The organism is Vibrio sp. 10N.261.46.A3 (assembly GCF_041472995.1).
Taxonomy (GTDB): domain Bacteria; phylum Pseudomonadota; class Gammaproteobacteria; order Enterobacterales; family Vibrionaceae; genus Vibrio; species Vibrio coralliirubri.
Map to the genome: position 1 here is coordinate 18,270 of NZ_JBFRRH010000101.1, position 23,090 is coordinate 41,359.

The following is a 23,090-nucleotide window of genomic DNA, read 5'->3' on the forward strand; positions in this document are numbered from 1 at the left end:
CTTCTTTCTCAGCCCACATTTTGATATTCACTCGGTTTACAGCAATAACCTGACTTGATAGGTTACTCCCAATGCAGCCAGATGCTTAATCTATAAGTATTTATCGGCTCAACCTAATATTGAATTTGGAAAGATCATGGAAGAAAGAAGCAAAGCTTATCTTGATAGCTACCTCAACACATTACCAGCAGACGTTGCTTCGCAATACACCTCTTTCAGTGCCGATTATTACTGTGCTGATGAATACAACGCCAACCTCTGCGCTCAGTTAATTCTCAAGGGTGAAAAACAAGCGTCTTGCGGCCTTGAACATTGGTATACCCATGAAGGAGAGACGAGACCTATAGTTGGTCACTTACAAGTTGTCACCGATTGGGATGGCAAGCCCGTCTGCATTGTAGAGATTACCTCGGTGTCGTCGTGCAAATACAACGAAGTGACCGCTGAATTTGCTGCCGCAGAAGGTGAGGGCGACAAATCACTCGAATGGTGGAGAGAAGCTCACTGGAACTTCTTCTCACGTGAATGTGAAGAGCTCAAGATCTCACCAAGTGAAGACATGCTACTTATGTTGGAGCGTTTCAAAGTGGTTTATCAACAGTGAAGTCCCCGCGCGTGATGTGTTGAATCGGAAGGCATGGCACTTTAGCCTTCTTTTGACCAACGCCAGAAGATTAACAATCACAAGGAGAGTGATGTGAAAATAGCGATATTGGATGACTACCAGAACGTCGTTAAAGACCTCGATTGCTTCAACAAACTCGAACAACACGATGTAACTGTATTTACCGAAACTTACTCAGAGCAAGAGCTCGTCGCTAAGTTGGCCTCGTTTGAAGCCATTGTGCTCATTCGTGAAAGAACCGAGATCACCGAATCTTTGTTATCACAGCTCCCAAACCTCAAGCTTATTAGCCAGACGGGCAAAGTGAGTAACCATATAGACCCGCAAATGTGCGAACGATTTGGTGTTACCGTTTTAGAAGGCCGAGGCTCGCCAGTTGCACCCTCTGAATTATGCTGGGCGTTGATTATGGCTGCATCGCGCCACATTCCCACTTACGCTTCAAACCTTAAGCAAAACCAGTGGCAAGATTCTGGCTCGCTAGGGCTAGGTCGAACTTTGAAGGGCTTGAAGCTTGGTATTTGGGGTTACGGCAAGATCGGCAAATACATTGCACAATATGCCCAAGCATTTGGGATGTCTGTCATAGTGTGGGGCAGCCAAGCTTCACGCGATCAAGCACAAGCAGATGGCTTTGAAGCAGAAACAACCAAACAAGATTTCTTTCGAGAAGTAGATGTGCTTTCTTTGCATTTGCGTTTGAATGATGTCACCAGAGGATGTGTTACGGCACACGACCTTAGCTTGATGAAGGCGGACACACTGTTTGTGAACATCAGCCGTGCCGAGTTAGTCGAACCGATGGCCTTGTATCATGAACTACGCGAGATACCGACCAAAACAGCCGCTATTGATGTGTTCGATTGTGAGCCAGTAACAACAGACACCGAACCGCTATTGTCCTTACCAAACGTCACTGCGACTCCACATTTGGGCTATGTTGAACAAAATAGCTACGAACTCTACTTTGATATCGCCTTCGACAACATTCTGTCCTATCAAAAGGATGGCATATAGCGATAGAATCTGCCCAAAGCAATAAAAAGGCAGAGAAGTATGAGCTTAACAATCAGAGAAGTCGCGGAAGAAGACGCACAAGGCATTATTGATGTATTAAATCCAATCATTATCGAAGCGCGTTATACGATCTTGGATCAGACTTTTACTGTTGATGAAGAAAAGGCATTCATTGAGTCGTTCCCTGAGCGTGGTGTATTTAGCGTTGCAGTCACCGAGACGACAAGCCAGTTACTTGGTTTTCAGAATGTCGAACCATTTGCTACTTACACTAAGGCCTTTGACCATGTTGGTATTATTGGTACTTATGTTGATGCAAATAGCCGTGGGCAGGGCGTTGCAAAACAGTTGTTCGATTACACATTCAAATCAGCCAAAGCCAAAGGTTACGAAAAGCTGTTTGCCTATGTAAGAGCAGACAACGAGCGCGCGTTAGCGGTATACCTTAAGCAAGGTTTTGAAATCGTCGGAACGGCTAAAAAACACGGTAAGATTGGCGATCAGTACTTTGACGAGATCCTTATCGAGAAGTTTTTATAGGCTCGCTTAAACATTAGATAATTCATCGTATGCAGGAGGCAAGATGACAAAGCTAATCGAATTAACAGAAGTAGTCTTATTCGACTGGGGTAATACGCTTATGGTCGATTTCCCAGACGCACAAGGGAAGATGTGTGACTGGGAAACCGTACAAGAAGTGAGTGGTGCTCGTGCATTACTGGCTGAACTCTCCAAAAATAACCAAGTTTATGTTGCCACCAATGCTGGTGATTCCAGTAAAGACGACATCATTCGGGCCTTTGAGCGTGTTGGCCTGTCTCAATATATCTCGGGTTACTTTTGTAAGGCGAGCATTGGCTTTTCTAAGTTCGAGTCGGGGTTCTATCCTGCCATCATTTCTAAGCTCGGTGTTTCACCACAAGACATCACCATGGTAGGCGACACCTTAGAGAAAGACATTTACCCAGCACTTGAAGCGGGTTTGAATACGGTGTGGTTGAACACGGAAGGAGTTGAGCTTAAGTCACAGCATCCACGTATCGTGCAAGTTCAAAGCCTAAGTGAACTGTTGGAGAAGCGCGTTTAACTCTCTGATATTAAGTCCAGATAAAGCGCTTGTCCGTTTTGACGTCAACCTCTCATCTCTTTGCTGTCTAATCCTCTAAGCTAACTCTAGTTTCCACTATGAGGGCTAGATTATGAGTATCGAACGTCACGGAATATCGGTTGGAATTGAACGTGTTAACGGTGAAACCATCGTTGTGTTTAAAGCGAAAGGCAAACTCACACACGATGACTACCAAGCAATGATGCCAATTCTAAATACCACGCTAGAAGAACTCGATTCATCTAAACTAAAGATGCTGGTCGACATCTCTACCTTAACGGGTTGGGAGCTACGTGCTGCTTGGGATGATTTCAAACTGGGATTAGAGCTCAATTCGAAGATAGACAAAATCGCGATTTATGGTGATAAAAGCTGGCAAGAATTCGCTTCAAAAGTAGGGAGCTGGTTTGTGTCTGGTGAGATTAAGTCATTCGAAGACCACGACTCTGCGCTTAAGTGGTTGGTCGATTGATAATATTCGCGAACAGCTAACGAACAATCAGTAAACATTACCAATGACAGTTGACGAGCATTGTCTCGAACGCTGTCATTTTTCGTTTTGGTTATGATATTTCCCATTCGATTCAATAGAGTATATTCATTCGAGCGTGTAACATACCCAGGCTTTGTTTGGTCGTGACTAATAGAATAGCGCGGCCAGATTCAGTAATAACGAGAACTAAAACAGAAATAAGGTCTAACGACATGCATAAGGTAATTGATAAGCTGGCTTGGATATTCATCAAAGACGGCAAGCTGCTGATGGTCAGATCAAAAGGCAAAGAACTGTTCTACCTACCGGGTGGTAAGCGTGAAGCTGGTGAAAGTGATGAGCAAGCACTGGTTCGCGAAATCAAAGAAGAGATCTCAGTCGATTTAGTGCCTGATTCCATCAAATACGTTGAGACCTTTACAGGCCAAGCTGATGGAAAAGCGGAAGGCGTATCAGTGCAATTGACTTGCTATCTTGCTGATTATACCGGTGAACTGTCTCCAGATGCTGAAATCGAAGAGCTTAAGTTTGTTGATGGCAACGACAGAGCGGTATGCTCATTGGCAGCACTGGTTGCGCTTGATTGGTTAGAAGCGAACCAGTATTTGGCTTAAGGTTTTGGCTGATATTAGCTAATGCTGAAGATTGATCTTCAAAAGATCATCGCTTACGAATAGCTTGAAGGGCGGCTGTCTTTCATCAACAGGTCGAGTTTCCTTTGAGCTTTCTTCGTGTCTTGTAAATCCACCACCTCAATCATTTCACACTCATCTCGTACCATCTCATTAATTAGGCTTGGGTAATGTCGGCAATCTTCTGGTCGGTCTAAGTAAATACTGCATGTGTACTTGGCTTGAGCCTTGGTGTCTTTCGTCGGAACCAGCTCCAGAAAAGGGCAGCGAGTTAAACGTTCGCCAGATTCCGGGTCAAACCATATCTCGCTTCCTCGAACATATTCAAAGATATCTGGGTTGAACAGCTCCCACAAATCGATCTCTTCTTGAGTCGCGGCAAGGTCGCCATCTCCGTATTTGATACAGCATTTTCCGCATTGATTACAATCTTTCATTATCGACTTCATTGGTTGGTGAGCTTTTATCATTTTACCACTGATAGGCGTGGCACGTTGACTTTGTTGTCCATGGTTAAGCCGTTACGGCGCGGGAACTTGGAATAGCGGTACTTAAAATCAATTTATCTATGAACCACCACTCCAATCAAAGATGTAAACAGTGATACAATTTGCGCCTCTCACGTTATTTAAGCAAAGGCATCAAAATGAGAACCGTATACACCACCGAAGGCAACATTAACGCAAAGAAACAAAAAGAGGCTTACCCAAAGCTCGCTTTATGTGACAAGTGCGTTGGTGACTATGTGGTTATCGAGCAAGGTGAACGAACTTACAAGCCTTGTGCTAAATGTGGTGCCGACGATTAATGCGCCTTGATAAATACCTATGTAAAAGCACTGACCTAACCAAACCTGAAGCGATTGAACGCATCCATAATGGCGAGGTGAACGTAAACAGTGAGGCTGTGACCGATGAATCGACTCAGGTTCATGAAAGCAACAGCATCTTGTTAAATGGCACGCCTCTTAAATTGCGTGAATTTCAATACCTCTTAATGCACAAGCCTGCGGGTACTATCTGCTCCAATATCGATGAAGTTTATCCTTCACTGTTTAACTACATTGAGATAGACAAAGCATCAGAACTGCACATTGCAGGGCGCTTAGATGCCGACACCACAGGCTTAGTCTTGATTACCGATGATGGGCGATGGTCATTCAACATCACGCTGCCAACCAAGTCATGTAAGAAGGTGTACCGCGTGACATTGTCACGAGATATCAAAGACGATGTCGCTGACAAATTCAAAGCGGGTATTCAATTGCAAGGCGAGCAAAAACTGACGCGTCCGGCAGAGCTCGAAGTGATTACCAGTAAAGAAGTGCTGTTGACCATTACAGAAGGCAAGTTTCATCAAGTAAAACGAATGTTTGCTGCGGTAGGGAATCGAGTTGTTGGCCTACACCGTGAACAGATTGGTGACGTTCGTTTGGATGTTGAAGCAGGCCAGTGGCGTTATCTAACTAAAGCCGAAGTTGACTCATTTCAGCAAGACTCTGAATAAACGCTGTAACCACTTAAAGCGTTAAGCGTGTCAGCACAAGAATATCAGCACTATAAGGATGTAGGATGGAAAACCTCAAAGTCTCAGAAATTAAGTCTTTCGTACCCGCGAAAGACTTCGATTTATCTAAGCGTTTTTACCAGTCAATCTGTTTCGAAGTGATGTCTGAATTTCACGATATCGCCTATCTACGACACGGCAGTTGTGCCTTCCTTCTTCAAAACTTTTATGAACCTGCGCACTGTCACAATTACATGATGCACTTGCTGGTTGAAGACGTAAAAAGTTGGTATCAACACATCCAAAACTCTAATGTAGTGTCGGAATTTGAAGTTACCGTTTCCGAGGTTGTTGAACAGCCATGGGGAATGCTTGAGTTTTGTATCACTGACCCAAGTGGTGTGCTGTGGCGTGTGGCTGAAAACATTAGGCCGCGTTAATTCATCCAACTTGCATTAAGGCCAGTGAAAACTTCGAATTATCCATCTTTTTCTTTATTTATGCCGACATAAGGCAATGATCAAATAGGTTCAAACATGGATATAAAGGCTAAAATGCACAGCCAAGACGTTTACTACTGTGACGACGTTGATTTGGTTGCTGAGCAAACTCAATGCTTAGAAGTGCTATACGATTTCAATCACACTCGCCCGAGCGAAGGTGATAAACGACAGCAGATCATGAAGCAGTTGTTCGCCGAAGTCGGTGAGGGCTGCTACATTGAACCACCGTTACATGCGAACTGGGGGCGTCACACGCACCTAGGCAACAACGTATACGTGAACTTCAATCTAACTCTGGTCGACGACACAGACGTATTCATCGGCGACAACGTGATGATTGCGCCTAACGTGACCATCGCCACTGGCACACATCCCATCAGCCCAGATCTCAGGCTAAAAGCAGCGCAGTTCAATGTTCCCGTTCGAATTGGTAACAACGTATGGCTTGGCGCGCACACCGTCGTACTTCCCGGTGTCACCATTGGTGAAAACTCAGTAATAGGCGCAGGCAGCATCGTCACCAAAGACATCCCAGCTAATGTCGTCGCAGTCGGTAATCCATGCCGTGTGGTACGCGAAATCAACGAACGCGATCGAGAGTATTACCACAAAGATCGCCGCATTCCCGATGAATTAAAGTAAGCGACTTTTCGCAGTATTGTGAGGGTCTCACGGCACGTCATGCTATACAGAAAAATTCTACATTTTCCACATAGCTGAAATTAGCTGTGACATAAGCCATTGTTATGCAATGGCTTAGTTGCATATTGCTTGCCTATCTTAGAAACTAGACAAAATTATTCTGGAGTTAAGTGCAGAATTTTTCTGTCTGATAGCTGTTAGGCTACAAGGAAAAGTATATGAACGAAACAGTGGAAGTTTATCCAAAACAATATGGAGCAATATTGAAAGCTACGCATGCAATTGGTTTCCCTCAACTATCAGAGCTACCGATAGGTGCGTTTTTAGCAGCTTTAGCGGCAAGTAAGCAATCGGGGTGTTTGTTAGAACTAGGGACTGGTACTGGTCTATGTACGTCATGGATATTGCATGGAATGTCAGCAGATTCCAAATTAACAACGGTGGATAATTCATTAGAAAACATTGATATAGCTCGTCGTTATCTTGGGGCAGATCCGCGAATTGATATTGTTTTATCGAATGGTGAAGATGTTATCGATCGAACCCTTCCATTGTCGGTTGACTTGATATTTGCTGATACCTGGCCAGGTAAATACCACTACCTAGATGAGGCGCTAGCTTGTCTTAAAATTGGTGGCTTCTATATCATAGATGATATGCAAATTCGTTCGGATTGGTCAGAAGAGCATAATGAAAACGTACGTGAGTTGATAGAGAACTTATCACAGCGAGATGATCTTGTTGTTGCAAAGCTTTGTTGGTCAACAGGCATAGTTATGTGCGTGAAAGTTGCCTAACAAATTGTTCAAGCAGACAGCTAACAGTCGGCGGCTTTGGTTCGATTGCGTCTTGTGATTACGGTAATCTTGTTTGTGTGCTGTGATAGTTAGGTGCTACTTAACAATGCTTCATGTTCTTGGAGGGGATTTTGCTCGATTTGTTTAAAAAAGTGGTTCTAATTAACCTCTCTGCTGTACTTGTGGTTATAGCTCTAGCCCAGTTTGTTCCCTTCTTCGCGACTACTCAGTTGATCGACTTCTTGTTCTTTGTTGTCATCGTTATATGGGTTTTAGCGAAACTAATGTGGGAAGGCGGCATCCATAGTAAGACAACTCGGTTAGATGATCCGAGTACAGATAAGGTCTACAAAATGGTAGAAGGGCATGATTTCGAAAAAGAGCAACACGAGCACTATCGAATGAACTATCAGACAGGTTTGGTTTTCTTTATAGCTGGTCTACCTGCATTTATTACTTGTTTAGTTCTTCAATTTCTTTGAGTACGAACATAATAGTAATTTTAATAAGATTCTCAACACTTGGCATTTTTACTGTGCGTTGCGCTTAGTGTTTAAGGAGGTATTACGTTGCTCACCACATAAGCGGGCATCATACCCCTGTAATTCTTCCTGAATGAAAGTAACTACCCATATCGAGTCTTAATAGTTTGTTTAGGTTCACGGTGCCTTTCTTAACCATTTGCTAGAGTGGCATTTCAATGAGCATGGAGGTTTTATAATGGGTACTGTAATCGGTTTGGTGATTCTAGTTGCGATAGATTGGTATCTTGTTCGTAAAACAGGGCTTCATATTCATAAATGGATTTCTAAAAAGTATGCCGCGTATCTGTCGGAGAAGGGAAACAAAAAATAGCCTTTCTTATTAAGTCATCGGTATAAAAAGCGTTATCCGTTATTGATTTTACACACATTACAAAGATTGGAGGATTCATGAAAGGTAAAGGAAAGTGCCTATGTGGCTCGGTTGAGTTGGAAGTAGAGTACGCTAGTAATGAATTGGGGGCTTGTCATTGTAGTATGTGTAGAAATTGGTCTGGCGGTCCGATGTTAGTCATTGATTGCGCTGATTCCGTTAAAATATCAGGTGAATCGAATGTTGTGAGATATAAGTCATCAGATTGGGCAGAGAGGGGGTTCTGCGGTAAATGTGGCACTCACTTGTTTTACTTTTTGGTGCCAAATAATCAGTACCACCTTCCTGTTGGTTTATTGATGTCTGGAGATGATTACAAGTTAACTCATCAGATATTCATCGATGAAAAGCCCGAATACTACGAATTTAAAAATGAAACGCACAATATGACTGGCGCAGAAGTATTTGCCCACTTTGAAAGTGGAGAGTAAATATGAAGTCAGATTTTTCTAAATTAGCGACAACCGAGTATGGAAACATACTAAGTAACGACCACTTTATTAACTTTAGTATTGGTCCTCTTTGGCAAGGAATACCGCGAATTTGTGGAGAAGCGTTTACTGTCCAGTTAACGCCTGGTGATAATTTAATGCTTCATTCAGCGATATACGAAGCACCAGAAGGTTCCATCATTGTAGTAGATGGCGTTGATAGCGAATATGCTGTAGCCGGCGGTAATGTATGTGCAGTCGCTAAGAGTCGAGGTATCAAAGGCTTTATTATTGATGGTGTCATTCGAGATTTGGGTGAAATTTCAGATATGAAGTTTCCAGTTTTTGCGAAAGGTGTTCATCCTGTACCGGGAAAGAAAGAGGTCTATTCTAAACTGGGCGCTCCAATCACTTGCGGGGGAGCAAAGGTCTCTACGGGAGATATCATTGTTGCTGATGTAGAAGGTATTGTCGTTATTCCTAAATCCAGAAAAGACGAAGTGTTTTTAATGGCTTCACAGAAAGCGAGTAAAGAGGCGTCATTAACACTCGCTGAGTGGGAAATAAACCACAGGGCCAAAATAGCCCAAGCAATAACGTCTGCGAAACAAAAATCTGAAAGCACTTTAAGCTGATTCGCAATGCGAGGCATATTTATCTATTAACAAGCGTTAGACAATAACGAATAAATTCACCCGTGGAGAAGATAGTGATCGTACGGACTGCGACGAAAGAAGACTCAAGAGTCTTGTTAGAGTTTATTGAACAAAAAGCTGACTTTGACCGAAGTATGAAAGGGTTTAGCGGTGAAATCTCGACAACTATAGAGAAAATCGAACGCACATTATTCGGTGATTACGCATTTGCCCATGCATTAATATTGGAACGGAATTGTGAGCCTTTTGGCTTCGCACTGTATCACTATCGATATTCATCCTTCAGTGGAGAGCCATCAATCTGGCTTGACGACCTATTGGTTACAGGAAATCAAAGATCAAAAGGGTATGGCCGTGAACTTATGTTGGCTTTAAAGTCACAAGCGAAGTCATCGTCCGCCTCTCACATCTCATGGACCGCAAGTCCGCACAATAAGAAAGCGCATGATTTCTACAAAAGGTTGGGTGCAGAGGTTGAGCGAATGGATGGTCAAAGACCTTATTTCCGTTGGGCAATGTACGATTCGTGATCAGATAAAAAGAGAACTATGAAGATAACAACGCTGGTTGATAACTCTCGACTGGATAACGGGACAGACTTAACCTTTGAGCGCGATGTTCTGGCTTAGAAGTAATGCTAGGGCTTCATGTATGCAAAGTTCAGGGAAAGAATGAAAGTATTGATTGCAGGGGCTAGTGGGTACATTGGCCGTCACGTTACATCGCTATTCGCAAAAAGTGACTTTGAAGTTTTTACATACGGTAGAGACAAAATCGTCACACCTCTTACAGTCGGGTTGATAGAAAATAGGTACGATTTTGAAGGCTACTTTGACGTGGTTGTGAATTGCGCGCGCCCACATTGGTCACAATTCTCAGCAGATGAAATTGCAGATGTGGAGCAAAGGTTGCTATCTGAGTTAGACCTACTTGCCGCTAGAGATGTAACAAAGATACATACATCGGGTGTTTGGCTCTTTGGTAACGCCTCTAGCGCTGATTTGAGTCATTTTAGGCTGAAACCCTTGGAAGCCGTTAGATTAGATGTAGAAACAATACAGAGCGCTATTAGAAACAGGTGGCACGTCGTTTACTGTCCTAGTTTGGTTTATGGCGGTGAGAACTGTCAGTTAAAGCGAATTGTAGAATCTTTCGCTAGCCAAACGATCCAAGTAGGTATGCCGTCTATAGGATTTAACCAATATGTTCATGTCTATGACATTGCACGGTTCTATTTACTTTTGGCGCAAGGCCGAACCTTAGAAAAGCAGCATTTTATTGCAGAGACTCAAGGTTATAGTCCTGCAGAATTCGCTCAACTCTTATTGGCCGCCAAAGCTGTAACAAAAGTGAGAAAGATCAGTTGGGAAGAGTTTGAGTCAGAAAATGGCTCTATGGCCGTTGGTATTGAACAACTGAAGTTAAAACTACCAATTAGTTCTTCGTTTGAGCCTGTCGAGTTAGTTGAAGACTACATAAAACGAAGTATCCAAATGTGATTCTCAACATTTGGTATTTAACTCGGCTTGACGTTAGTGGTAAGTTTGAACGCAATCTCAGCATTGTTAGTCACTTAGCTGTTCGTTTGTCTTTTGATAAGAATTAAGGAGTTTTAAGTGAGTCAGGAAGTAAGAGTAGGTGTCGCTGCGGTTATTCTACGTGAAGGGCGAGTGTTACTTGGAGAACGAATTGGTTCTCATGGGGCTCATACGTGGGCAACGCCGGGCGGACACCTTGAATGGGGTGAGAGCATTGAAGAGTGTGCCAAACGTGAAACACTCGAAGAGACGGGCTTGGTTGTTAGTGCTTTTGAGAAGCTCTCTTTTACCAATGATATTTTTGAGAAAGAGAACAAGCACTATATAACGCTGTTTGTTGTTGCTTCTGACGTTAGCGGCGAACCACAGGTGACAGAGCCTGATAAATGCAAGCAATGGAAATGGTTTAAGCTCGATGAGTTACCTGAGCCATTGTTTCTTCCTCTGACCAATCTGTTGAACGATCCGGTCATCCTTAGGAAGTTAGCTCCGTAAACGTGAACGATTGGAGGGCACATCAATGAGAGCACCTTTTCAGGTTTTGGTCTTTCCCTATCAAATAGTCGACACTAAACCTCGGTTTTTAATCGCACGCAGAAGGGACAATGGTGTATGGCAGGCAATATCCGGTGGTGGCGAAGACAATGAATCATTACTTGAAGCAGCAAAACGAGAGCTCTCTGAAGAGAGTCAGTTAGTCGGTGATAACTGGCAGTTGCTCGATTCAATGTGCATGCTTCCAAAAGTCTTTTATGCTGGGAATCACAATTGGACTGAGCATCCATTCGTCATTCCTGAGCATTCCTTCTCAGTTAAAGTCACAGAAGATCCTGAACTATCAAGTGAACACACTGATTACCGTTGGTGTGATTACCGAGAAGCCAGTGAACTTCTAACATATGACTCAAACAGAAACGCGCTTTGGGAGATCAACGAAAGACTTCGCTGATAGCGCCCTTGTATTAAAAGAAGATTCTTAACCTTTGGTACTTTGGAGCTAAGTCTGAGTTTATGCATCAAGATTTATGGTTTTAGGTTGGTGTCTTGTTTCCCATGACATAATACGGCGTAAGTTTTTATAGTAGGGGGCTTTATGAGTGATTCGATTTTTAGAAAAGACGGCACTGCCCAAGGTGTGGCAAAACAGCGTTATATCGAAACCTTGGCTAAACCTAATCGGCGCGTGATTAACGACCCTTATGCAAAACGGTTTGTTTTAGGCGCAAGTCTGATCAAACTCATGGGGCATAAGCTTAGCGTTTGGATAACTCAAAAGTTTGCCCCTGGTTTTCATGAGCACCTAATCTCTCGCACCCGCTTCATTGATGATCTTGTCGAAAAGAATGCAGCGAGTGGTTCAGAGCAATACATCATATTAGGGGCTGGGTACGACTTGAGAGCTCATCGCCTTGAACTGCCTTCTTCGTTGAAGGTTTTTGAAGTGGACCAGCCCGAAGTTCAAGTTAGAAAGCGCTCTAAGCTGCCTAAAGATTTGCCTAACGCGAGCAATGTTACTTATGTCGGCGTCGATTTTAATCGCCAGTCACTCACCGAACAGCTCTTGGCGGCGGGGTTCGATCAATCGAAGCGCACGATCATTACCCTAGAAGGTGTTTCGCAATACATAAGCAAAGAAGCGACAGCCTCGACCATTAAAGAGCTATCTGAGCTTACGAAACATTCTGGTTCTACTTTCTTTATATCGTATGTCGATGAATCGCTAAAAAATGATCCTGAAGTTTGTTTTGGTAAAGGATATCCCAAGGCGGCGCAGCGAGCGGAAACCATTAAAAACTTATCCGCAAAGGTAGGTGAACCTTGGGTATCGTTCTTCAACGCTGAAGAGATCGAAACATTGTTGTCTGAAAATGGTTTTGCATTAACACAAAACAAGACATTGGCTGATCTGAATGATGAGTACTTTACCCCTGTCGGTAGAAGAATTCCTGAGCATCACATCTTCAAGCTAGAACACTTTGTCGTGGCAGAATCCAATACAACAGCGACCTAAATTGGAGAGTCGATTGAAGCCTGACAACGGTTGGTTACTTTCTTTGTGCTACACGTTGAGCCTATGGCTTTACGTTTTAGTGGGTTGATATGTTTGGTTTTGCTTCAAAGAATAAGGGCGTTGAGATAATCTTTCTGCTCATCGAATCTTAAGGTAAAAATATGATTGACCACGTGACCGTCTCCGTAAGTGACTTAGAAAAAAGCCGCACATTCTATGAAGAGGCGTTTCGCCCACTGGGGTATAAAGTCGCCTTTGGAGAAAAGGGAAAGTTCTGGGCTTTTGATTTAGGAAAAGGCTTTTTATTTGAGATATGCAGTTCGAACGTAGAGGGGCCTTTAACGAGTTTCCACATTGCCTTTCGGGTCGCCAACCAACAACAAGTCCATGAGTTTTATGATGCTGCGCTGTTGGCCGGAGCTAAAGACAATGGTGCTCCAGGGCCCCGTCCACATTACACCGAAAATTATTACGCATGTTTTATTCATGACCCAGACGGACATAATATTGAAGCTGTTTTTGATAAGTGGGCATCCTGAACAGTTTTTCCATATTTCTAAGTGCACGTGCAAAGGATAAATCATGACGTTACGAGTAGTTCCGGAGCTTTATTGTTTCGATATTAATGTGAGCAAATCCTTTTTTGTCGATGTGTTAGGGTTTGAAGTGAAATACGAGCGGCCAGATGAGGAGTTTGCTTATCTAACGCTTGATGGTGTTGATGTGATGCTTGAAGGGATTGCGGGCAAAAGTCGAAAATGGCTTTCAGGTGATCTGGAGTTACCTTTAGGGCGTGGCGTTAACTTTCAATGGGATGTTATCGACATCGAATCTCTATATCAGAGACTTAACGAAAGCTCCGCTGATTCTATTTACTTAGCGTTAGAGTCAAAGTCTTATCAATGTGGGGGTTCGATTGCGACTCAGAAGCAGTTCATAGTTCAAACTCCAGACGGTTATCTGTTTAGGTTCTGCCAAGATATTCATTAAGTCATGACCTTTTGGTTGGATACCAAATGCTGATCTTTGCGCGAAATTATTGGATGGACTAAACGTATTAACTGAGTACTAAGGTTGCATTGCTCACGCCCCAGTAATGCGTTATACAAATAGTGCAATTAAGAATGAATGAGGATATGTAGTGAGCAATTTACCAGACGAAAGCCAAAAACGATTCATAGCGATTTTAAGCAAAAAGATGGATTTGGGAAGAACATTGAACGTGCTAGGGCACTTGAGCGTTGGCCTCTCTAATCGATTAGAAAGTGAAGAGGCTTGCTACGTTGATTATCAAGATTTGGATGGCAATGTTCACCCTAATTTATCTCACTATCCTTTCATCGTGCTGAAAGCAGACAACTCAAATAAGCTTAGAAAAGTGCGCGAAGAAGCGTTCAGTCGTGGTATTAAATTTACTGATTTTACGAGCTCAATGATCGAAGGTGGTTCTGCTGAGCAGCAGCAACGAACCAAAGAAATCAAAGAAGAAGACCTTGAGTATCTTGGTGTATGCCTGTTTGGTGACACGGAGATTCTACGTGAGTTTACAAAGAAGTTTAGCTTGTATAAGTAACTCACTTTAGTGGTTTAGCTATCTGCTAGTAAGTGCATCGAACATGTTACATAAGCCGTTAATCCAGAGATAGGAAGTCAATGGAATACCAATTAGATATCGAGCCCTCTGATGACGACATTAATGAAGTTAGAGGCGGGTTAATCAAACACAACACACCGTTTCTGGAAGGGATCCCCAAGTCTCAAGTTGCGTACTACGCGATTGTGGAAGGTAACAAAGTCGGTGGCATTATTGCTGACCTTTGGGGAAACTGGTTACTGATTAAGTTTCTCTGGGTCGACGATTCGATGAGAGGAAAGCAAGTCGGCAGTGAGCTACTTGAGCGTATTGAAGAGTATGCACAGTCTCAAGGTTGTACGTCATCATTGGTGGATACATTAAGTTTCCAAGCGAAGCCTTTCTATGAGAAACGAGGGTATGAATGCCAAATGGTGTTAGATAATTACCCTGTAGATTCCTCGCTATCGTTTCTCACCAAGTCGCTCGTCAAAAAGTAGCGTATTAAGCGCCCGTTTATACAAGGAGAGTTTAGTGGTCAACATTCGGGAAATGGCAATTTTAGACTACGACTCAGTGATCGCGTTGTGGTGCCAGACAGAAGGCATGAGTATTCGCGATGCCGATTCGAAAGAAAGTATTGGGACCTATTTAGATCGTAACCCCGGTCTGAGTTTTGTGGCTGAAAATAACAACGAGATCATTGGCGCTGTGTTGGTCGGAACGGATGGACGTCGTGGGTATTTACAGCACTTAGCTGTCTCGGCCAACTTTAGAGGGCAAAAGTTAGGTTGTAAGCTTGTCGCAGAGGCGGTCAACGCACTTGCAGGGTTAGGCATCCCGAAGACCCACTTGTTTGTCTATAACGACAACATCAACGCTCAACAGTTTTACGAAAAGTTGGGCTGGTTTCCTCGAGATGAAGTTCGAATGTACTCGTTTAATAGCTCGGATAATAGTAACGTTTAGCCTTAAAAGTTCGTGCGGGCTGAGATTGAATTTGTAACAGATTCGCGGGCATCCGCCCAATATCAAAACAATCCTGGAGTATTTAGAAATGTTGTTTTCTAGTCTGTCTAAACCATTGGTTCATGGCTCCGAGTTATGTTCTGAACTGCTCAATTTCTTAACCGAGCATAAGAGTAATTTCGAAGAAAAGTTAATTCCTGATTTGTCATACATCGATGATATGGCACACGTGGTGAACGGCATTAACATCAAAGACGTTCTACACATCAATGCGAATCAATACCGACTTCAATATTCGTTTGATTGGGAGTTGTTTCTAGGTTGTTCAGATAGGAACGAAACCGGTGTAGAGAATGGAAGTGTTCTATTCACGCTTGAGGACAATAACGTTCTTAATATCAAGTTCCCAAATTACGGTTCTCGAGATACTAGCGATGAGCTTTAGTCGGTTTCGACTAACTTGTTTTATTCTGAATAATCGGTAACAGCGAAGAAGAGGTAAATTTGAGTCCAATCGCTATCCTTGTCCATGTCCCAAATATTGAAGAAGGGCTGAACTGGTACCAGAAAGCATTTCCACATGCCGTTGCCATTTATCATCAAGATTCTGATTTTACAGTTTTGGATCTTAATGGATTCTCTATTGAAGTTGTGCAAGCTGACAATAAAGTTAATGCAGGTAAAAAAGGAACAGTACTGTATTGGTCAGTCGACAGCGTTGAAGAATCTCTTGTTTATTTTCAGTCAATTGGGGCAACGTTATATCGTGGTCCAATGGCCATAGAAGGTGGGCTAATCATGTGCCAGGTGGAGGATCCGTTTGGTAACCTAATTGGCTTACGAGGTTAGAACCTCTCCCGCCTCTCAATAAGGGACTATGTGGTTTGTATAAAAAGGAACAACAATGATAACTATCGAAAGGCTTGAAGAATCCCATGTGGCGTCAGTTCAGGCCATCCAACTCGCCGATGAACAGGTTAAGTTCGCTGGCACAGCCGCGGAGTTTTTATTAGACGGCAGTGACACCACACACTTGCACGTGATTAAGTCTGATAACGAAGTTGTTGGTTTCTTTAAGCTGGATATCGCTTACGCAGAACACTACGAATTCTGCCCTGAAGGAAGCATTGGGCTAAGAGCTTTTGTGCTTGATAAAAACCAGCAAGGTAAAGGTTTAGGAACTGGCACGGTCAAAGCTTTGTTCCCATATTTAAAAGCGAATTACTCAGCGTATCAGTCGATTTACTTAACTGTGAATTGCAAAAATCCGGCAGCATTCAACTGTTATAAGAAAGGCGGCTTCGAAGATACCAGTGAGCAGTATTTAGGTGGCGCAGCAGGCCCGCAATTTATCATGCGTGGTCAAATTGCTTAGTAATATGAAACCGACTAATTGTTGATGAGAAACACCTGCACAACTGTATGCAGATTGAGAGTCTTAAATAGCACGAGAAGGAAATTTGATGAAGGTTCAATATCTTGAAGTGGTTACCCCAGAAGTCGATGTTGTTTGTGCAACATACGCTCAGCTCTACAACGTGAAGTTCAGTGGTGCAGATGTGAACCTTGGTGGGGCGCGCACTGCAAAGCTATCTAATGGTGGGGTAATAGGCATTCGAGCACCGCTTCGTGAAACTGAAGAACCAACTGTTCGTCATTACACGCTGGTTGATGATATCCAGTCTGCAGTAACTGCAGCCGAGAAACTAGGCGCCGAAGTTGCGGTGCCGCCAATGGAGTTACCACGTCACGGCATGTGTGCCATTGTTATTCAAGGTGGCGTCGAGCTCGGATTCTGGGAGTTATAGGTGATGCGTAGCTTTCAGAATACGTAAAATAACGATAGTAATTTTACGTTTGAACGAAAAACGATCTAGGGAGGGATCATGTCAATTACATCAGGAATAGCTCTATTTGTTGCGATGTTACTATCTGCAGCCATACCGGGCCCCAGCGTTCTCGCAGTTCTGTCGAGGTCTCTAAGCTATGGTTGGAAACAAGGCTTGTTAGTGGTGCTTGGCGTACTAATCGCGGATTACATTTTTATATTCTTAGCTTTATCTGGTTTAACGGCTTTAGCTAGCGCAATGGGTGAATTTGCTACGGTAATTAAATATGTAGGCGTTGCCTATTTGTTTTGGTTGGCTTACACAACATGGACGTCAGATGTTAGTGAATCATCGAGTACATCTTCGGAGCAAGGAACGAAAGCTTCAAGCGTGATTATCGGCTTATTGATGACAGTTTCAAACCCAAAGGCGATTTTGTTTTACATGGGTTTCTTTCCCGCATTCATAGACCTAAAAACATTTACCACAACAGATGTGATGATGATTTTGGTGATTTCAACTATAGCTGTAGGTGGAGTATTGAGTCTCTATGCATGCACTGCCTCTAAAACTCGTTTTGTATTTCAAGGGCGCTCAGCAAAGACGCTATTGAACAGATTATCAGGTGGCTTTTTGGCGACTTGCGGTGCTTTGTTAGCAACTAAAACATGAATGCTCTTTGGACTGATTTAGCCATAACACCAAACTAAGCGTAACACCTAGTGTCTTTCCCAGCTTCATGGCATCATTCCACGCAGCTAAAACCCCAACAAGGTATGTTATGAAACAGAATATTGTCCACATTGCACTCGTGGTAAAAGACTACGATGAAGCGCTTGATTTTTATGTAAACAAGCTTAAGTTTGATCTCATCGAAGACACGTATCTACCAGAAGAAGATAAGCGCTGGGTTGTTGTTGCTCCACCAAATTCAACAGGTGTGAGCCTATTACTTGCTAGAGCTTCCAAGCCAGAGCAACTTGATTTCATCGGCAACCAAGCTGGTGGACGCGTATTCCTATTCTTAAACACCGATGACTTCTGGCGTGATTACGAACGCATGACGTCTTTGGGCATTAACTTTGTCCGAGAGCCTAAAGAGCAAGGCTACGGCACCGTTGCTGTGTTTGAAGATCTTTACGGTAACTTGTGGGATCTGCTTCAGTTAAATCCTGAACACCCTATGGCTAACAGGTAGAAAAGCTTAGCCCACAACCTTAATTCTAGTCATACGGATTGGCAGGAGCGACATGGAAGTCACAAGGTATCAACCCAAGTATTTAACCGCTTTACAGGCGCTCTATCTAGAATCAAGACAGGACACCTTTCATTGGGCTGATACCGACGCTTTTAAGTTATCCGATTTCGAATTAGATTCAGAAGGTGAAGAAATATGGGTCGCCGTTTCGGGCAATAAGGTTTTAGGTTTTGCCTCTATTTGGAAACCTGAAAGCTTCATCCATCACCTCTATGCTTGCCCGCGAACGCTACGTTCTGGAGTCGGCTCTGCTTTACTCAATACCTGTAAACAACATTACTCTGATCTGTCATTGAAGTGTTTGACTGCTAATGAAAATGCGATTGGCTTTTATCAGTCGCAAGGCTTTGTTATCTCATCCACAAAAGGAGAGGGATTAGAGCGTTATCACTTAATGACTTACCAAGTTTAGTAATAATAAGCTTAACAATCACAAGCCCTGCAATTACAACAAGGGTAATCAAGTCGGGAGCTAAACAGAGAATATGGAAATAAAACAGCTTTCAGCGACGGAGGTACTTCCGGTTAGGCATCAAGTGCTTTGGCCTGATAAACCGATGTCGTTTTGTATGGTGCCAGATGACGAACACGCAACGCATTACGGTGCGTTTATTGGTGAGCAGTTGGTTTGTGTCGCGTCTATCTATATCCAAGGCCATGAAGCGAGGCTGAGAAAGTTTGCCACGCTGCCTGATTTCCAAGGGCAGGGAATAGGTTCAAACGTGATTGAGCATGTAATCTCTAGCCTCAAAGATTTAAACATCCAATATTTTTGGTGCGATGCGCGTACAACGGCTTTAGGTTTTTATCAAAAGTTTGGTATGGCTATAGGAGGCTCTGAATTTGAAAAATCGGGCGTTGCGTATTACAAAATGTCGGTTCATTGGGAGTAACGCTTCTCTGTCGCTAAGTTAACCCTCCGCACCGCTAAATCATCAACTTAAGTTAAGGAAGGTCATCGTGGAAGAAATCAAAGGCATTCTCCAATTCATGGTCGAAATTGAACAATTAAAGGATGTTCATCGACAAACAAAACCGGTTGGATTGGACCGATATGAAAACTCGGCAGAGCACAGTTGGCACGTCTGTTTGAGCGCTCTTATGTTAAAAGACTATGCCAATGAAGAAATCGATATTACCCGAGTAATGAAGATGTTGCTGATTCATGACCTTGGGGAAATCGATGCAGGAGACACTATCATTTATGCCAGTGAAACCGAAGAAAACAAGATCAAAGAGAGAAACTGTGTCGAGCGCTTGCTGAAATCATTGCCGAGCCATTTAAGAACCGAGTATGTGGAGTTATGGCTTGAGTTCGAAGCGGGTGAGTCACCAGAAGCTCGATTTGGTAAGGCGATCGATAGAGTGCCGCCTTTGCTTCATAACATCCATGGTGGTGGTCACAGCTGGAAGAAGCACAACATATCCAAAGACAAAGTCCTGACCTTCAATGGCGAGCGTATTTCTAAAGGCAGTCGTGCTCTCTGGAAAGAACTAGAAGTGCAACTTGAAGGTGCTGCGGACAAAGGGCTATTAAAGTAAAAGTTAATTTCATATCTTAGCGTAACAATAGCTTTAGCTGTTCAATGAGGTAAGTCTCGATGGTAACTGATTCAAGATACATGGCACTTACCTTGTGTCTCATTTCCTTCTAATAAAACTCTAGTGGACAACAATAAGTTAGAGAACCGAGTGATAAGTTGTTAGTATGTATCAACTTTATAAATGTTAGTTGGCTTATGTAAATGCTTGATAATGCGTATATTAGACACCCTTATCACTGTGAGCAGTGCAACGCACTTACCCCGCACCTTGCTGTTAACGCTTCCGATACTGAATCTAAAGCGGACGCTGAATCTGAAAAGAAACAATGGAAGTTAGGCGTGTTGATGGAGTACCTGATGACATTATTGTTTAGAGGTGACCATAATGTTCCCGGTTTTTATGTCGACAGTGATTACGAATACCAGTGTGAGAAATGTGGGACTAAATCGTGGCATTAATTGGGTATGAAAATTTGATTCAACCTTAATTTTTGAGCGCTAATCCCGAAATCAACTCGCTTTAAGAATTAGTGAGTTTCAATCAGGCGTATTATTCCAACTTTGTTATGGAGGACAAACGAGTGATATACCCAAAAGCTTTAAATATCGGTGACAAAATCGGATTTTTCTCACCGTCATCGCCCGCAACTGTCTTTGCACCTAATCGATTTGCTCGTGCTAAACGTTATTTGGAAAAGCAGGGCTTCATTCTGGTTGAAGGTTCGTTAACTGGAGAATCAGAAGAGTATCGTTCTGGTTCCATTCAAGCGCGAACCGAAGAACTCAATCAGCTCATTCGAGATCCTGACGTGCGCTGCATTATGTCGACCATTGGTGGTAACAACAGCAACTCACTGTTGCCATACATCGATTATGACGCCCTTAGAAACGACCCTAAGATCATCGTCGGCTATTCAGATGCCACAGCATTACTGTTAGGCATCTACGCCAAAACTGGATTGGTGACTTTTTATGGCCCTGCACTTGTTGCGTCATTTGGTGAGTTCCCTCTGTTAGTCGACGAAACCTTCCAATCGTTTACTGACATCTTATGTTCGGATTCAAACCAACATCAGTACACGATGCCTGAGAGTTGGACGGACATTAAACACGATTGGGAAACTCAAGATTCGGCAAAGCCAGTTTACAATAACGAATGGCATTTCATGGGAAGAGGTCAAGTCAGTGGTCGCGTGATTGGTGGTAATCTGAGTACGATGGCCGGGATTTGGGGCAGCGAATACATGCCAGAAATTCAGTCTGGCGATATTCTGCTTATTGAAGATTCACTAAAAGGCATTGAAGCGGTCGAGCGTTCATTCGCGCACTTATTGGCTTGCGGAGTATTCGATAAAGTAGGCGCTATTATACTCGGCAAACATGAGCTGTTTGATGACAAAGGGACAGGGCGAACACCACTCGATGTACTTCTTGAAGTGCTGAACGGTAAAAATGTCCCGATACTATATGGTTTCGACAGTTGCCACACCCATCCTATGCTAGTCACGCCACTAGGTGTGCAAGGAACTATTGATTTTGATGACCAAACATTCAAGCTTCGAAGCCAATGGTTAGCGTCGAGTTAGCCTAAACTGATGATAATAAGACGCATTAGAAAAGTGATCCTCTCTGCAAACTGAGTATGGAATCGCGTCTATACTGACATTGGTTACGTCGCTGATTTTAGAAGTGGCGCTATGAATGTAAGTTTGATTAGGTTAAATCTCTGAGGTGACGATGAAAAAATTACTACCACTATGCGCCATTTTACTCTCGGCATCATTTTCAGCTGCGGCTTCTGATGGTTTGATTAAATACCAAAGTAATTACTCAGTGAAAGAGACCGCTGACCGCTTTGAAGAAATCGCCAAGAGCAAAGGTTTGACCTTGTTTGCGCGAATCGACCATCAGAAAAATGCGAGTAAGGTCGATCTTGAATTGAGACCAACGGAAGTCATCATCTTTGGTAACCCAAAAGTAGGGACACCATTAATGCAATGCACTCAAGATGTCGCGATAGATTTACCGCAGAAGGTATTAGTCACTGAGGATTCTAATAAAGAAGTATGGCTATCTTACAACGATCCTAATTACTTGGTAGAGCGTCACGCAATCAATGGCTGTGACGAAGTGGTTAAGAAGATATCGGGTGTACTAAGCAAGCTATCAGAAGCGACAGTGGCGAAAAAGAAAGCGAAATAACCAAGACCAATTAGCACTCATTAAGACTATTAATGGGTGCGACTTGACGAGGATATAGCTTCCCAATCAACGTTTGGCTGCATTGACAACTAAGCAACAATATATAAAAGTAGTTTTATGAAACTGAATTTAGCGCCATCTAACCAACGAATTATCATCATTCCATAAGAATGGTGGGATTGTTGATGCGCTTTGTTTATCGAACCCACCCGTAAGGTGGGTTTTTTGTCGCTGTCTTATGGGTTTTATCTGAATAGAGGAAGTCATATGAAAAAGATCGCGGTTTTTGGTAAGCCTGGGAGTGGAAAGTCCACAGTCAGCAAGGCGTTAGCACTAGCTACAGGGATAGAGCTTCACCAGTTGGACTCTATTGTTTATAAGGCCAACGGAGAGTTTGTTGAACGTGAAGTATTTGAGGAGGCTCATGAGAGCATACTTAAGTCAGAAAGCTGGATCATCGATGGCTTTGGCCCTCTAGGCTCGTTCAACACACGTTTAGATGCAGCTGATACCTTGGTTTATATCGACCTTCCTTATTCAATTAGCTACTGGTTTGTAACCAAGAGAATGCTCAAAGGTCTATTCGTTAAACCTGAAGGCTGGCCTGATGGAAGTTCAGTTATAAAAGGGACGATACAAAGTTATAAGACACTAAAACTGTGTCCTAAATTTTGGAATGACGACTTTAGAGCGCAGTTAGAGTTGCGGGCTAAAGAGAAAGAGGTTTACATCATCAGAAGCGTGACTGAATTGAATAACTTTGTTCACCAACACTTCACTTAACAGTCGAGAGTTTACTTTTCTTTAAAACGCTCTTACTTACTCATAACTTCATGAAAAT

39 protein-coding genes are annotated in these 23,090 nt (G+C 43.0%); 38 read left to right on the forward strand and 1 reads right to left on the reverse strand.

Features of this window, described 5'->3' with window-relative positions; translation table 11 throughout:
* Positions 1–136 precede the first annotated feature (136 nt).
* The 6 genes from AB4484_RS20920 (at position 137) to AB4484_RS20945 (ending at position 3,857) form a co-directional block, all read left to right on the forward strand.
* Positions 137–604 carry an ASCH domain-containing protein gene (locus AB4484_RS20920; RefSeq protein WP_372080203.1) on the forward strand — a complete coding sequence of 156 codons (468 nt, stop codon included), beginning with the start codon at positions 137–139 and terminating at the stop codon, positions 602–604.
* Between the two features lie 93 nt (positions 605–697).
* Entirely contained in the window at positions 698–1,642 is a 945-nt protein-coding gene (locus AB4484_RS20925; RefSeq protein ID WP_372080204.1) for a D-2-hydroxyacid dehydrogenase family protein, read from the forward strand.
* 39 nt (positions 1,643–1,681) lie between these two features.
* Complete coding sequence (locus AB4484_RS20930; RefSeq protein ID WP_372080206.1) at positions 1,682–2,182, forward strand: N-acetyltransferase family protein; 501 nt, start codon at positions 1,682–1,684, stop codon at positions 2,180–2,182.
* A gap of 43 nt (positions 2,183–2,225) precedes the next feature.
* Positions 2,226–2,729 carry an HAD family hydrolase gene (locus AB4484_RS20935; RefSeq protein ID WP_372080208.1) on the forward strand — a complete coding sequence of 168 codons (504 nt, stop codon included), beginning with the start codon at positions 2,226–2,228 and terminating at the stop codon, positions 2,727–2,729.
* Between the two features lie 112 nt (positions 2,730–2,841).
* Positions 2,842–3,222: an STAS/SEC14 domain-containing protein gene (locus AB4484_RS20940; protein WP_122081495.1), complete on the forward strand. Its 381-nt coding sequence runs from the start codon at positions 2,842–2,844 to the stop codon at positions 3,220–3,222.
* A gap of 233 nt (positions 3,223–3,455) precedes the next feature.
* Positions 3,456–3,857 carry an NUDIX domain-containing protein gene (locus AB4484_RS20945; protein ID WP_017059210.1) on the forward strand — a complete coding sequence of 134 codons (402 nt, stop codon included), beginning with the start codon at positions 3,456–3,458 and terminating at the stop codon, positions 3,855–3,857.
* A gap of 53 nt (positions 3,858–3,910) precedes the next feature.
* On the opposite strand, the gene AB4484_RS20950 is transcribed toward AB4484_RS20945, so the two are convergent.
* Positions 3,911–4,312 (reverse strand): YkgJ family cysteine cluster protein, encoded by a 402-nt coding sequence (locus AB4484_RS20950; RefSeq protein WP_017065706.1) that lies wholly within the window; start codon positions 4,310–4,312, stop codon positions 3,911–3,913.
* Positions 4,313–4,521: 209 nt separating this feature from the next.
* Here AB4484_RS20950 and AB4484_RS20955 point away from each other — a divergent pair, with 209 nt between their 5' ends.
* The 32 genes from AB4484_RS20955 (at position 4,522) to AB4484_RS21110 (ending at position 23,032) form a co-directional block, all read left to right on the forward strand.
* Positions 4,522–4,683, forward strand: a complete 162-nt coding sequence (locus AB4484_RS20955; protein ID WP_017059212.1) for a hypothetical protein — start codon at positions 4,522–4,524, stop codon at positions 4,681–4,683.
* Positions 4,683–5,381: a pseudouridine synthase gene (locus AB4484_RS20960; protein ID WP_248367919.1), complete on the forward strand. Its 699-nt coding sequence runs from the start codon at positions 4,683–4,685 to the stop codon at positions 5,379–5,381. Before AB4484_RS20955 ends, AB4484_RS20960 begins: the two co-directional genes overlap by 1 nt.
* A gap of 65 nt (positions 5,382–5,446) precedes the next feature.
* Positions 5,447–5,821 carry a VOC family protein gene (locus tag AB4484_RS20965; protein WP_372080211.1) on the forward strand — a complete coding sequence of 125 codons (375 nt, stop codon included), beginning with the start codon at positions 5,447–5,449 and terminating at the stop codon, positions 5,819–5,821.
* Positions 5,822–5,917: 96 nt separating this feature from the next.
* On the forward strand, positions 5,918–6,526 hold the full coding sequence (locus AB4484_RS20970; RefSeq protein ID WP_248367916.1) for a sugar O-acetyltransferase: 609 nt from the start codon (positions 5,918–5,920) through the stop codon (positions 6,524–6,526).
* A 218-nt stretch (positions 6,527–6,744) separates the two neighbouring features.
* On the forward strand, positions 6,745–7,323 hold the full coding sequence (locus AB4484_RS20975; RefSeq protein WP_122081498.1) for an O-methyltransferase: 579 nt from the start codon (positions 6,745–6,747) through the stop codon (positions 7,321–7,323).
* 131 nt (positions 7,324–7,454) lie between these two features.
* Entirely contained in the window at positions 7,455–7,805 is a 351-nt protein-coding gene (locus AB4484_RS20980) for a hypothetical protein (protein ID WP_122081855.1), read from the forward strand.
* Positions 7,806–8,043: 238 nt separating this feature from the next.
* Positions 8,044–8,178, forward strand: a complete 135-nt coding sequence (locus tag AB4484_RS20985; protein WP_086049349.1) for a hypothetical protein — start codon at positions 8,044–8,046, stop codon at positions 8,176–8,178.
* A gap of 77 nt (positions 8,179–8,255) precedes the next feature.
* Complete coding sequence (locus AB4484_RS20990; protein ID WP_017057358.1) at positions 8,256–8,669, forward strand: GFA family protein; 414 nt, start codon at positions 8,256–8,258, stop codon at positions 8,667–8,669.
* 2 nt (positions 8,670–8,671) lie between these two features.
* The gene (locus AB4484_RS20995) at positions 8,672–9,304 is read left to right on the forward strand and encodes an RraA family protein (RefSeq protein ID WP_122081499.1); all 633 of its coding nucleotides are present in this window, start codon (positions 8,672–8,674) and stop codon (positions 9,302–9,304) included.
* Between the two features lie 62 nt (positions 9,305–9,366).
* Entirely contained in the window at positions 9,367–9,855 is a 489-nt protein-coding gene (locus tag AB4484_RS21000) for an N-acetyltransferase family protein (RefSeq protein ID WP_372080214.1), read from the forward strand.
* A 141-nt stretch (positions 9,856–9,996) separates the two neighbouring features.
* Entirely contained in the window at positions 9,997–10,824 is an 828-nt protein-coding gene (locus AB4484_RS21005) for an NAD-dependent epimerase/dehydratase family protein (RefSeq protein ID WP_372080215.1), read from the forward strand.
* Positions 10,825–10,941: 117 nt separating this feature from the next.
* Positions 10,942–11,358, forward strand: a complete 417-nt coding sequence (locus tag AB4484_RS21010; protein WP_372080217.1) for an NUDIX hydrolase — start codon at positions 10,942–10,944, stop codon at positions 11,356–11,358.
* 25 nt (positions 11,359–11,383) lie between these two features.
* On the forward strand, positions 11,384–11,812 hold the full coding sequence (locus tag AB4484_RS21015) for an NUDIX pyrophosphatase (protein ID WP_372080219.1): 429 nt from the start codon (positions 11,384–11,386) through the stop codon (positions 11,810–11,812).
* Positions 11,813–11,956: 144 nt separating this feature from the next.
* A complete protein-coding gene (locus AB4484_RS21020) occupies positions 11,957–12,874 on the forward strand; it encodes a class I SAM-dependent methyltransferase (RefSeq protein ID WP_372080220.1) in 918 nt (305 codons plus the stop codon).
* A 161-nt stretch (positions 12,875–13,035) separates the two neighbouring features.
* The gene (locus AB4484_RS21025) at positions 13,036–13,413 is read left to right on the forward strand and encodes a VOC family protein (protein ID WP_048611186.1); all 378 of its coding nucleotides are present in this window, start codon (positions 13,036–13,038) and stop codon (positions 13,411–13,413) included.
* A gap of 43 nt (positions 13,414–13,456) precedes the next feature.
* A complete protein-coding gene (locus AB4484_RS21030) occupies positions 13,457–13,864 on the forward strand; it encodes a bleomycin resistance protein (RefSeq protein ID WP_372080222.1) in 408 nt (135 codons plus the stop codon).
* 151 nt (positions 13,865–14,015) lie between these two features.
* Positions 14,016–14,447, forward strand: coding sequence for a DUF2000 domain-containing protein (locus AB4484_RS21035; RefSeq protein WP_050648970.1), 432 nt, complete (start codon positions 14,016–14,018; stop codon positions 14,445–14,447).
* 80 nt (positions 14,448–14,527) lie between these two features.
* Positions 14,528–14,947, forward strand: a complete 420-nt coding sequence (locus AB4484_RS21040) for a GNAT family N-acetyltransferase (protein ID WP_372080224.1) — start codon at positions 14,528–14,530, stop codon at positions 14,945–14,947.
* Positions 14,948–14,981: 34 nt separating this feature from the next.
* A complete protein-coding gene (locus AB4484_RS21045) occupies positions 14,982–15,416 on the forward strand; it encodes a GNAT family N-acetyltransferase (RefSeq protein WP_059019701.1) in 435 nt (144 codons plus the stop codon).
* Between the two features lie 88 nt (positions 15,417–15,504).
* Positions 15,505–15,861: a hypothetical protein gene (locus AB4484_RS21050; protein ID WP_372080226.1), complete on the forward strand. Its 357-nt coding sequence runs from the start codon at positions 15,505–15,507 to the stop codon at positions 15,859–15,861.
* A gap of 59 nt (positions 15,862–15,920) precedes the next feature.
* Positions 15,921–16,265, forward strand: coding sequence for a glyoxalase/bleomycin resistance/dioxygenase family protein (locus AB4484_RS21055; RefSeq protein WP_050634390.1), 345 nt, complete (start codon positions 15,921–15,923; stop codon positions 16,263–16,265).
* Positions 16,266–16,320: 55 nt separating this feature from the next.
* Positions 16,321–16,791 carry a GNAT family N-acetyltransferase gene (locus tag AB4484_RS21060; protein ID WP_372080228.1) on the forward strand — a complete coding sequence of 157 codons (471 nt, stop codon included), beginning with the start codon at positions 16,321–16,323 and terminating at the stop codon, positions 16,789–16,791.
* Positions 16,792–16,879: 88 nt separating this feature from the next.
* Positions 16,880–17,224, forward strand: a complete 345-nt coding sequence (locus AB4484_RS21065; protein WP_048611172.1) for a VOC family protein — start codon at positions 16,880–16,882, stop codon at positions 17,222–17,224.
* A gap of 78 nt (positions 17,225–17,302) precedes the next feature.
* On the forward strand, positions 17,303–17,917 hold the full coding sequence (locus AB4484_RS21070) for a LysE family translocator (protein ID WP_372080230.1): 615 nt from the start codon (positions 17,303–17,305) through the stop codon (positions 17,915–17,917).
* A 109-nt stretch (positions 17,918–18,026) separates the two neighbouring features.
* The gene (locus tag AB4484_RS21075) at positions 18,027–18,443 is read left to right on the forward strand and encodes a VOC family protein (protein WP_017061801.1); all 417 of its coding nucleotides are present in this window, start codon (positions 18,027–18,029) and stop codon (positions 18,441–18,443) included.
* A 52-nt stretch (positions 18,444–18,495) separates the two neighbouring features.
* On the forward strand, positions 18,496–18,915 hold the full coding sequence (locus tag AB4484_RS21080) for a GNAT family N-acetyltransferase (protein WP_372080232.1): 420 nt from the start codon (positions 18,496–18,498) through the stop codon (positions 18,913–18,915).
* A gap of 73 nt (positions 18,916–18,988) precedes the next feature.
* Positions 18,989–19,396 carry a GNAT family N-acetyltransferase gene (locus AB4484_RS21085; protein ID WP_372080234.1) on the forward strand — a complete coding sequence of 136 codons (408 nt, stop codon included), beginning with the start codon at positions 18,989–18,991 and terminating at the stop codon, positions 19,394–19,396.
* A 67-nt stretch (positions 19,397–19,463) separates the two neighbouring features.
* Positions 19,464–20,045, forward strand: coding sequence for an HD domain-containing protein (locus AB4484_RS21090; protein WP_372080236.1), 582 nt, complete (start codon positions 19,464–19,466; stop codon positions 20,043–20,045).
* Between the two features lie 203 nt (positions 20,046–20,248).
* Complete coding sequence (locus AB4484_RS21095; protein ID WP_248338002.1) at positions 20,249–20,506, forward strand: hypothetical protein; 258 nt, start codon at positions 20,249–20,251, stop codon at positions 20,504–20,506.
* A gap of 122 nt (positions 20,507–20,628) precedes the next feature.
* Complete coding sequence (locus AB4484_RS21100; protein WP_372080238.1) at positions 20,629–21,633, forward strand: S66 peptidase family protein; 1,005 nt, start codon at positions 20,629–20,631, stop codon at positions 21,631–21,633.
* Positions 21,634–21,784: 151 nt separating this feature from the next.
* Positions 21,785–22,249 (forward strand): DUF302 domain-containing protein, encoded by a 465-nt coding sequence (locus AB4484_RS21105; protein WP_372080240.1) that lies wholly within the window; start codon positions 21,785–21,787, stop codon positions 22,247–22,249.
* A gap of 267 nt (positions 22,250–22,516) precedes the next feature.
* The gene (locus AB4484_RS21110; protein WP_372080241.1) at positions 22,517–23,032 is read left to right on the forward strand and encodes an adenylate kinase; all 516 of its coding nucleotides are present in this window, start codon (positions 22,517–22,519) and stop codon (positions 23,030–23,032) included.
* Positions 23,033–23,090 lie beyond the last annotated feature (58 nt).

Coding starts and splice junctions, on each gene's coding strand:
- AB4484_RS20920 (WP_372080203.1), top strand. CDS start 137: ATGGAAGAAAGAAGCAAAGCTTATCTTGATAGCTACCTCAACACATTA.
- AB4484_RS20930 (WP_372080206.1), top strand. CDS start 1,682: ATGAGCTTAACAATCAGAGAAGTCGCGGAAGAAGACGCACAAGGCATT.
- AB4484_RS20935 (WP_372080208.1), top strand. CDS start 2,226: ATGACAAAGCTAATCGAATTAACAGAAGTAGTCTTATTCGACTGGGGT.
- AB4484_RS20940 (WP_122081495.1), top strand. CDS start 2,842: ATGAGTATCGAACGTCACGGAATATCGGTTGGAATTGAACGTGTTAAC.
- AB4484_RS20945 (WP_017059210.1), top strand. CDS start 3,456: ATGCATAAGGTAATTGATAAGCTGGCTTGGATATTCATCAAAGACGGC.
- AB4484_RS20950 (WP_017065706.1), bottom strand. CDS start 4,312: ATGAAAGATTGTAATCAATGCGGAAAATGCTGTATCAAATACGGAGAT.
- AB4484_RS20955 (WP_017059212.1), top strand. CDS start 4,522: ATGAGAACCGTATACACCACCGAAGGCAACATTAACGCAAAGAAACAA.
- AB4484_RS20960 (WP_248367919.1), top strand. CDS start 4,683: ATGCGCCTTGATAAATACCTATGTAAAAGCACTGACCTAACCAAACCT.
- AB4484_RS20965 (WP_372080211.1), top strand. CDS start 5,447: ATGGAAAACCTCAAAGTCTCAGAAATTAAGTCTTTCGTACCCGCGAAA.
- AB4484_RS20970 (WP_248367916.1), top strand. CDS start 5,918: ATGGATATAAAGGCTAAAATGCACAGCCAAGACGTTTACTACTGTGAC.
- AB4484_RS20975 (WP_122081498.1), top strand. CDS start 6,745: ATGAACGAAACAGTGGAAGTTTATCCAAAACAATATGGAGCAATATTG.
- AB4484_RS20985 (WP_086049349.1), top strand. CDS start 8,044: ATGGGTACTGTAATCGGTTTGGTGATTCTAGTTGCGATAGATTGGTAT.
- AB4484_RS20990 (WP_017057358.1), top strand. CDS start 8,256: ATGAAAGGTAAAGGAAAGTGCCTATGTGGCTCGGTTGAGTTGGAAGTA.
- AB4484_RS20995 (WP_122081499.1), top strand. CDS start 8,672: ATGAAGTCAGATTTTTCTAAATTAGCGACAACCGAGTATGGAAACATA.
- AB4484_RS21005 (WP_372080215.1), top strand. CDS start 9,997: ATGAAAGTATTGATTGCAGGGGCTAGTGGGTACATTGGCCGTCACGTT.
- AB4484_RS21015 (WP_372080219.1), top strand. CDS start 11,384: ATGAGAGCACCTTTTCAGGTTTTGGTCTTTCCCTATCAAATAGTCGAC.
- AB4484_RS21020 (WP_372080220.1), top strand. CDS start 11,957: ATGAGTGATTCGATTTTTAGAAAAGACGGCACTGCCCAAGGTGTGGCA.
- AB4484_RS21025 (WP_048611186.1), top strand. CDS start 13,036: ATGATTGACCACGTGACCGTCTCCGTAAGTGACTTAGAAAAAAGCCGC.
- AB4484_RS21030 (WP_372080222.1), top strand. CDS start 13,457: ATGACGTTACGAGTAGTTCCGGAGCTTTATTGTTTCGATATTAATGTG.
- AB4484_RS21040 (WP_372080224.1), top strand. CDS start 14,528: ATGGAATACCAATTAGATATCGAGCCCTCTGATGACGACATTAATGAA.
- AB4484_RS21050 (WP_372080226.1), top strand. CDS start 15,505: ATGTTGTTTTCTAGTCTGTCTAAACCATTGGTTCATGGCTCCGAGTTA.
- AB4484_RS21060 (WP_372080228.1), top strand. CDS start 16,321: ATGATAACTATCGAAAGGCTTGAAGAATCCCATGTGGCGTCAGTTCAG.
- AB4484_RS21065 (WP_048611172.1), top strand. CDS start 16,880: ATGAAGGTTCAATATCTTGAAGTGGTTACCCCAGAAGTCGATGTTGTT.
- AB4484_RS21070 (WP_372080230.1), top strand. CDS start 17,303: ATGTCAATTACATCAGGAATAGCTCTATTTGTTGCGATGTTACTATCT.
- AB4484_RS21075 (WP_017061801.1), top strand. CDS start 18,027: ATGAAACAGAATATTGTCCACATTGCACTCGTGGTAAAAGACTACGAT.
- AB4484_RS21080 (WP_372080232.1), top strand. CDS start 18,496: ATGGAAGTCACAAGGTATCAACCCAAGTATTTAACCGCTTTACAGGCG.
- AB4484_RS21085 (WP_372080234.1), top strand. CDS start 18,989: ATGGAAATAAAACAGCTTTCAGCGACGGAGGTACTTCCGGTTAGGCAT.
- AB4484_RS21095 (WP_248338002.1), top strand. CDS start 20,249: ATGCTTGATAATGCGTATATTAGACACCCTTATCACTGTGAGCAGTGC.
- AB4484_RS21105 (WP_372080240.1), top strand. CDS start 21,785: ATGAAAAAATTACTACCACTATGCGCCATTTTACTCTCGGCATCATTT.
- AB4484_RS21110 (WP_372080241.1), top strand. CDS start 22,517: ATGAAAAAGATCGCGGTTTTTGGTAAGCCTGGGAGTGGAAAGTCCACA.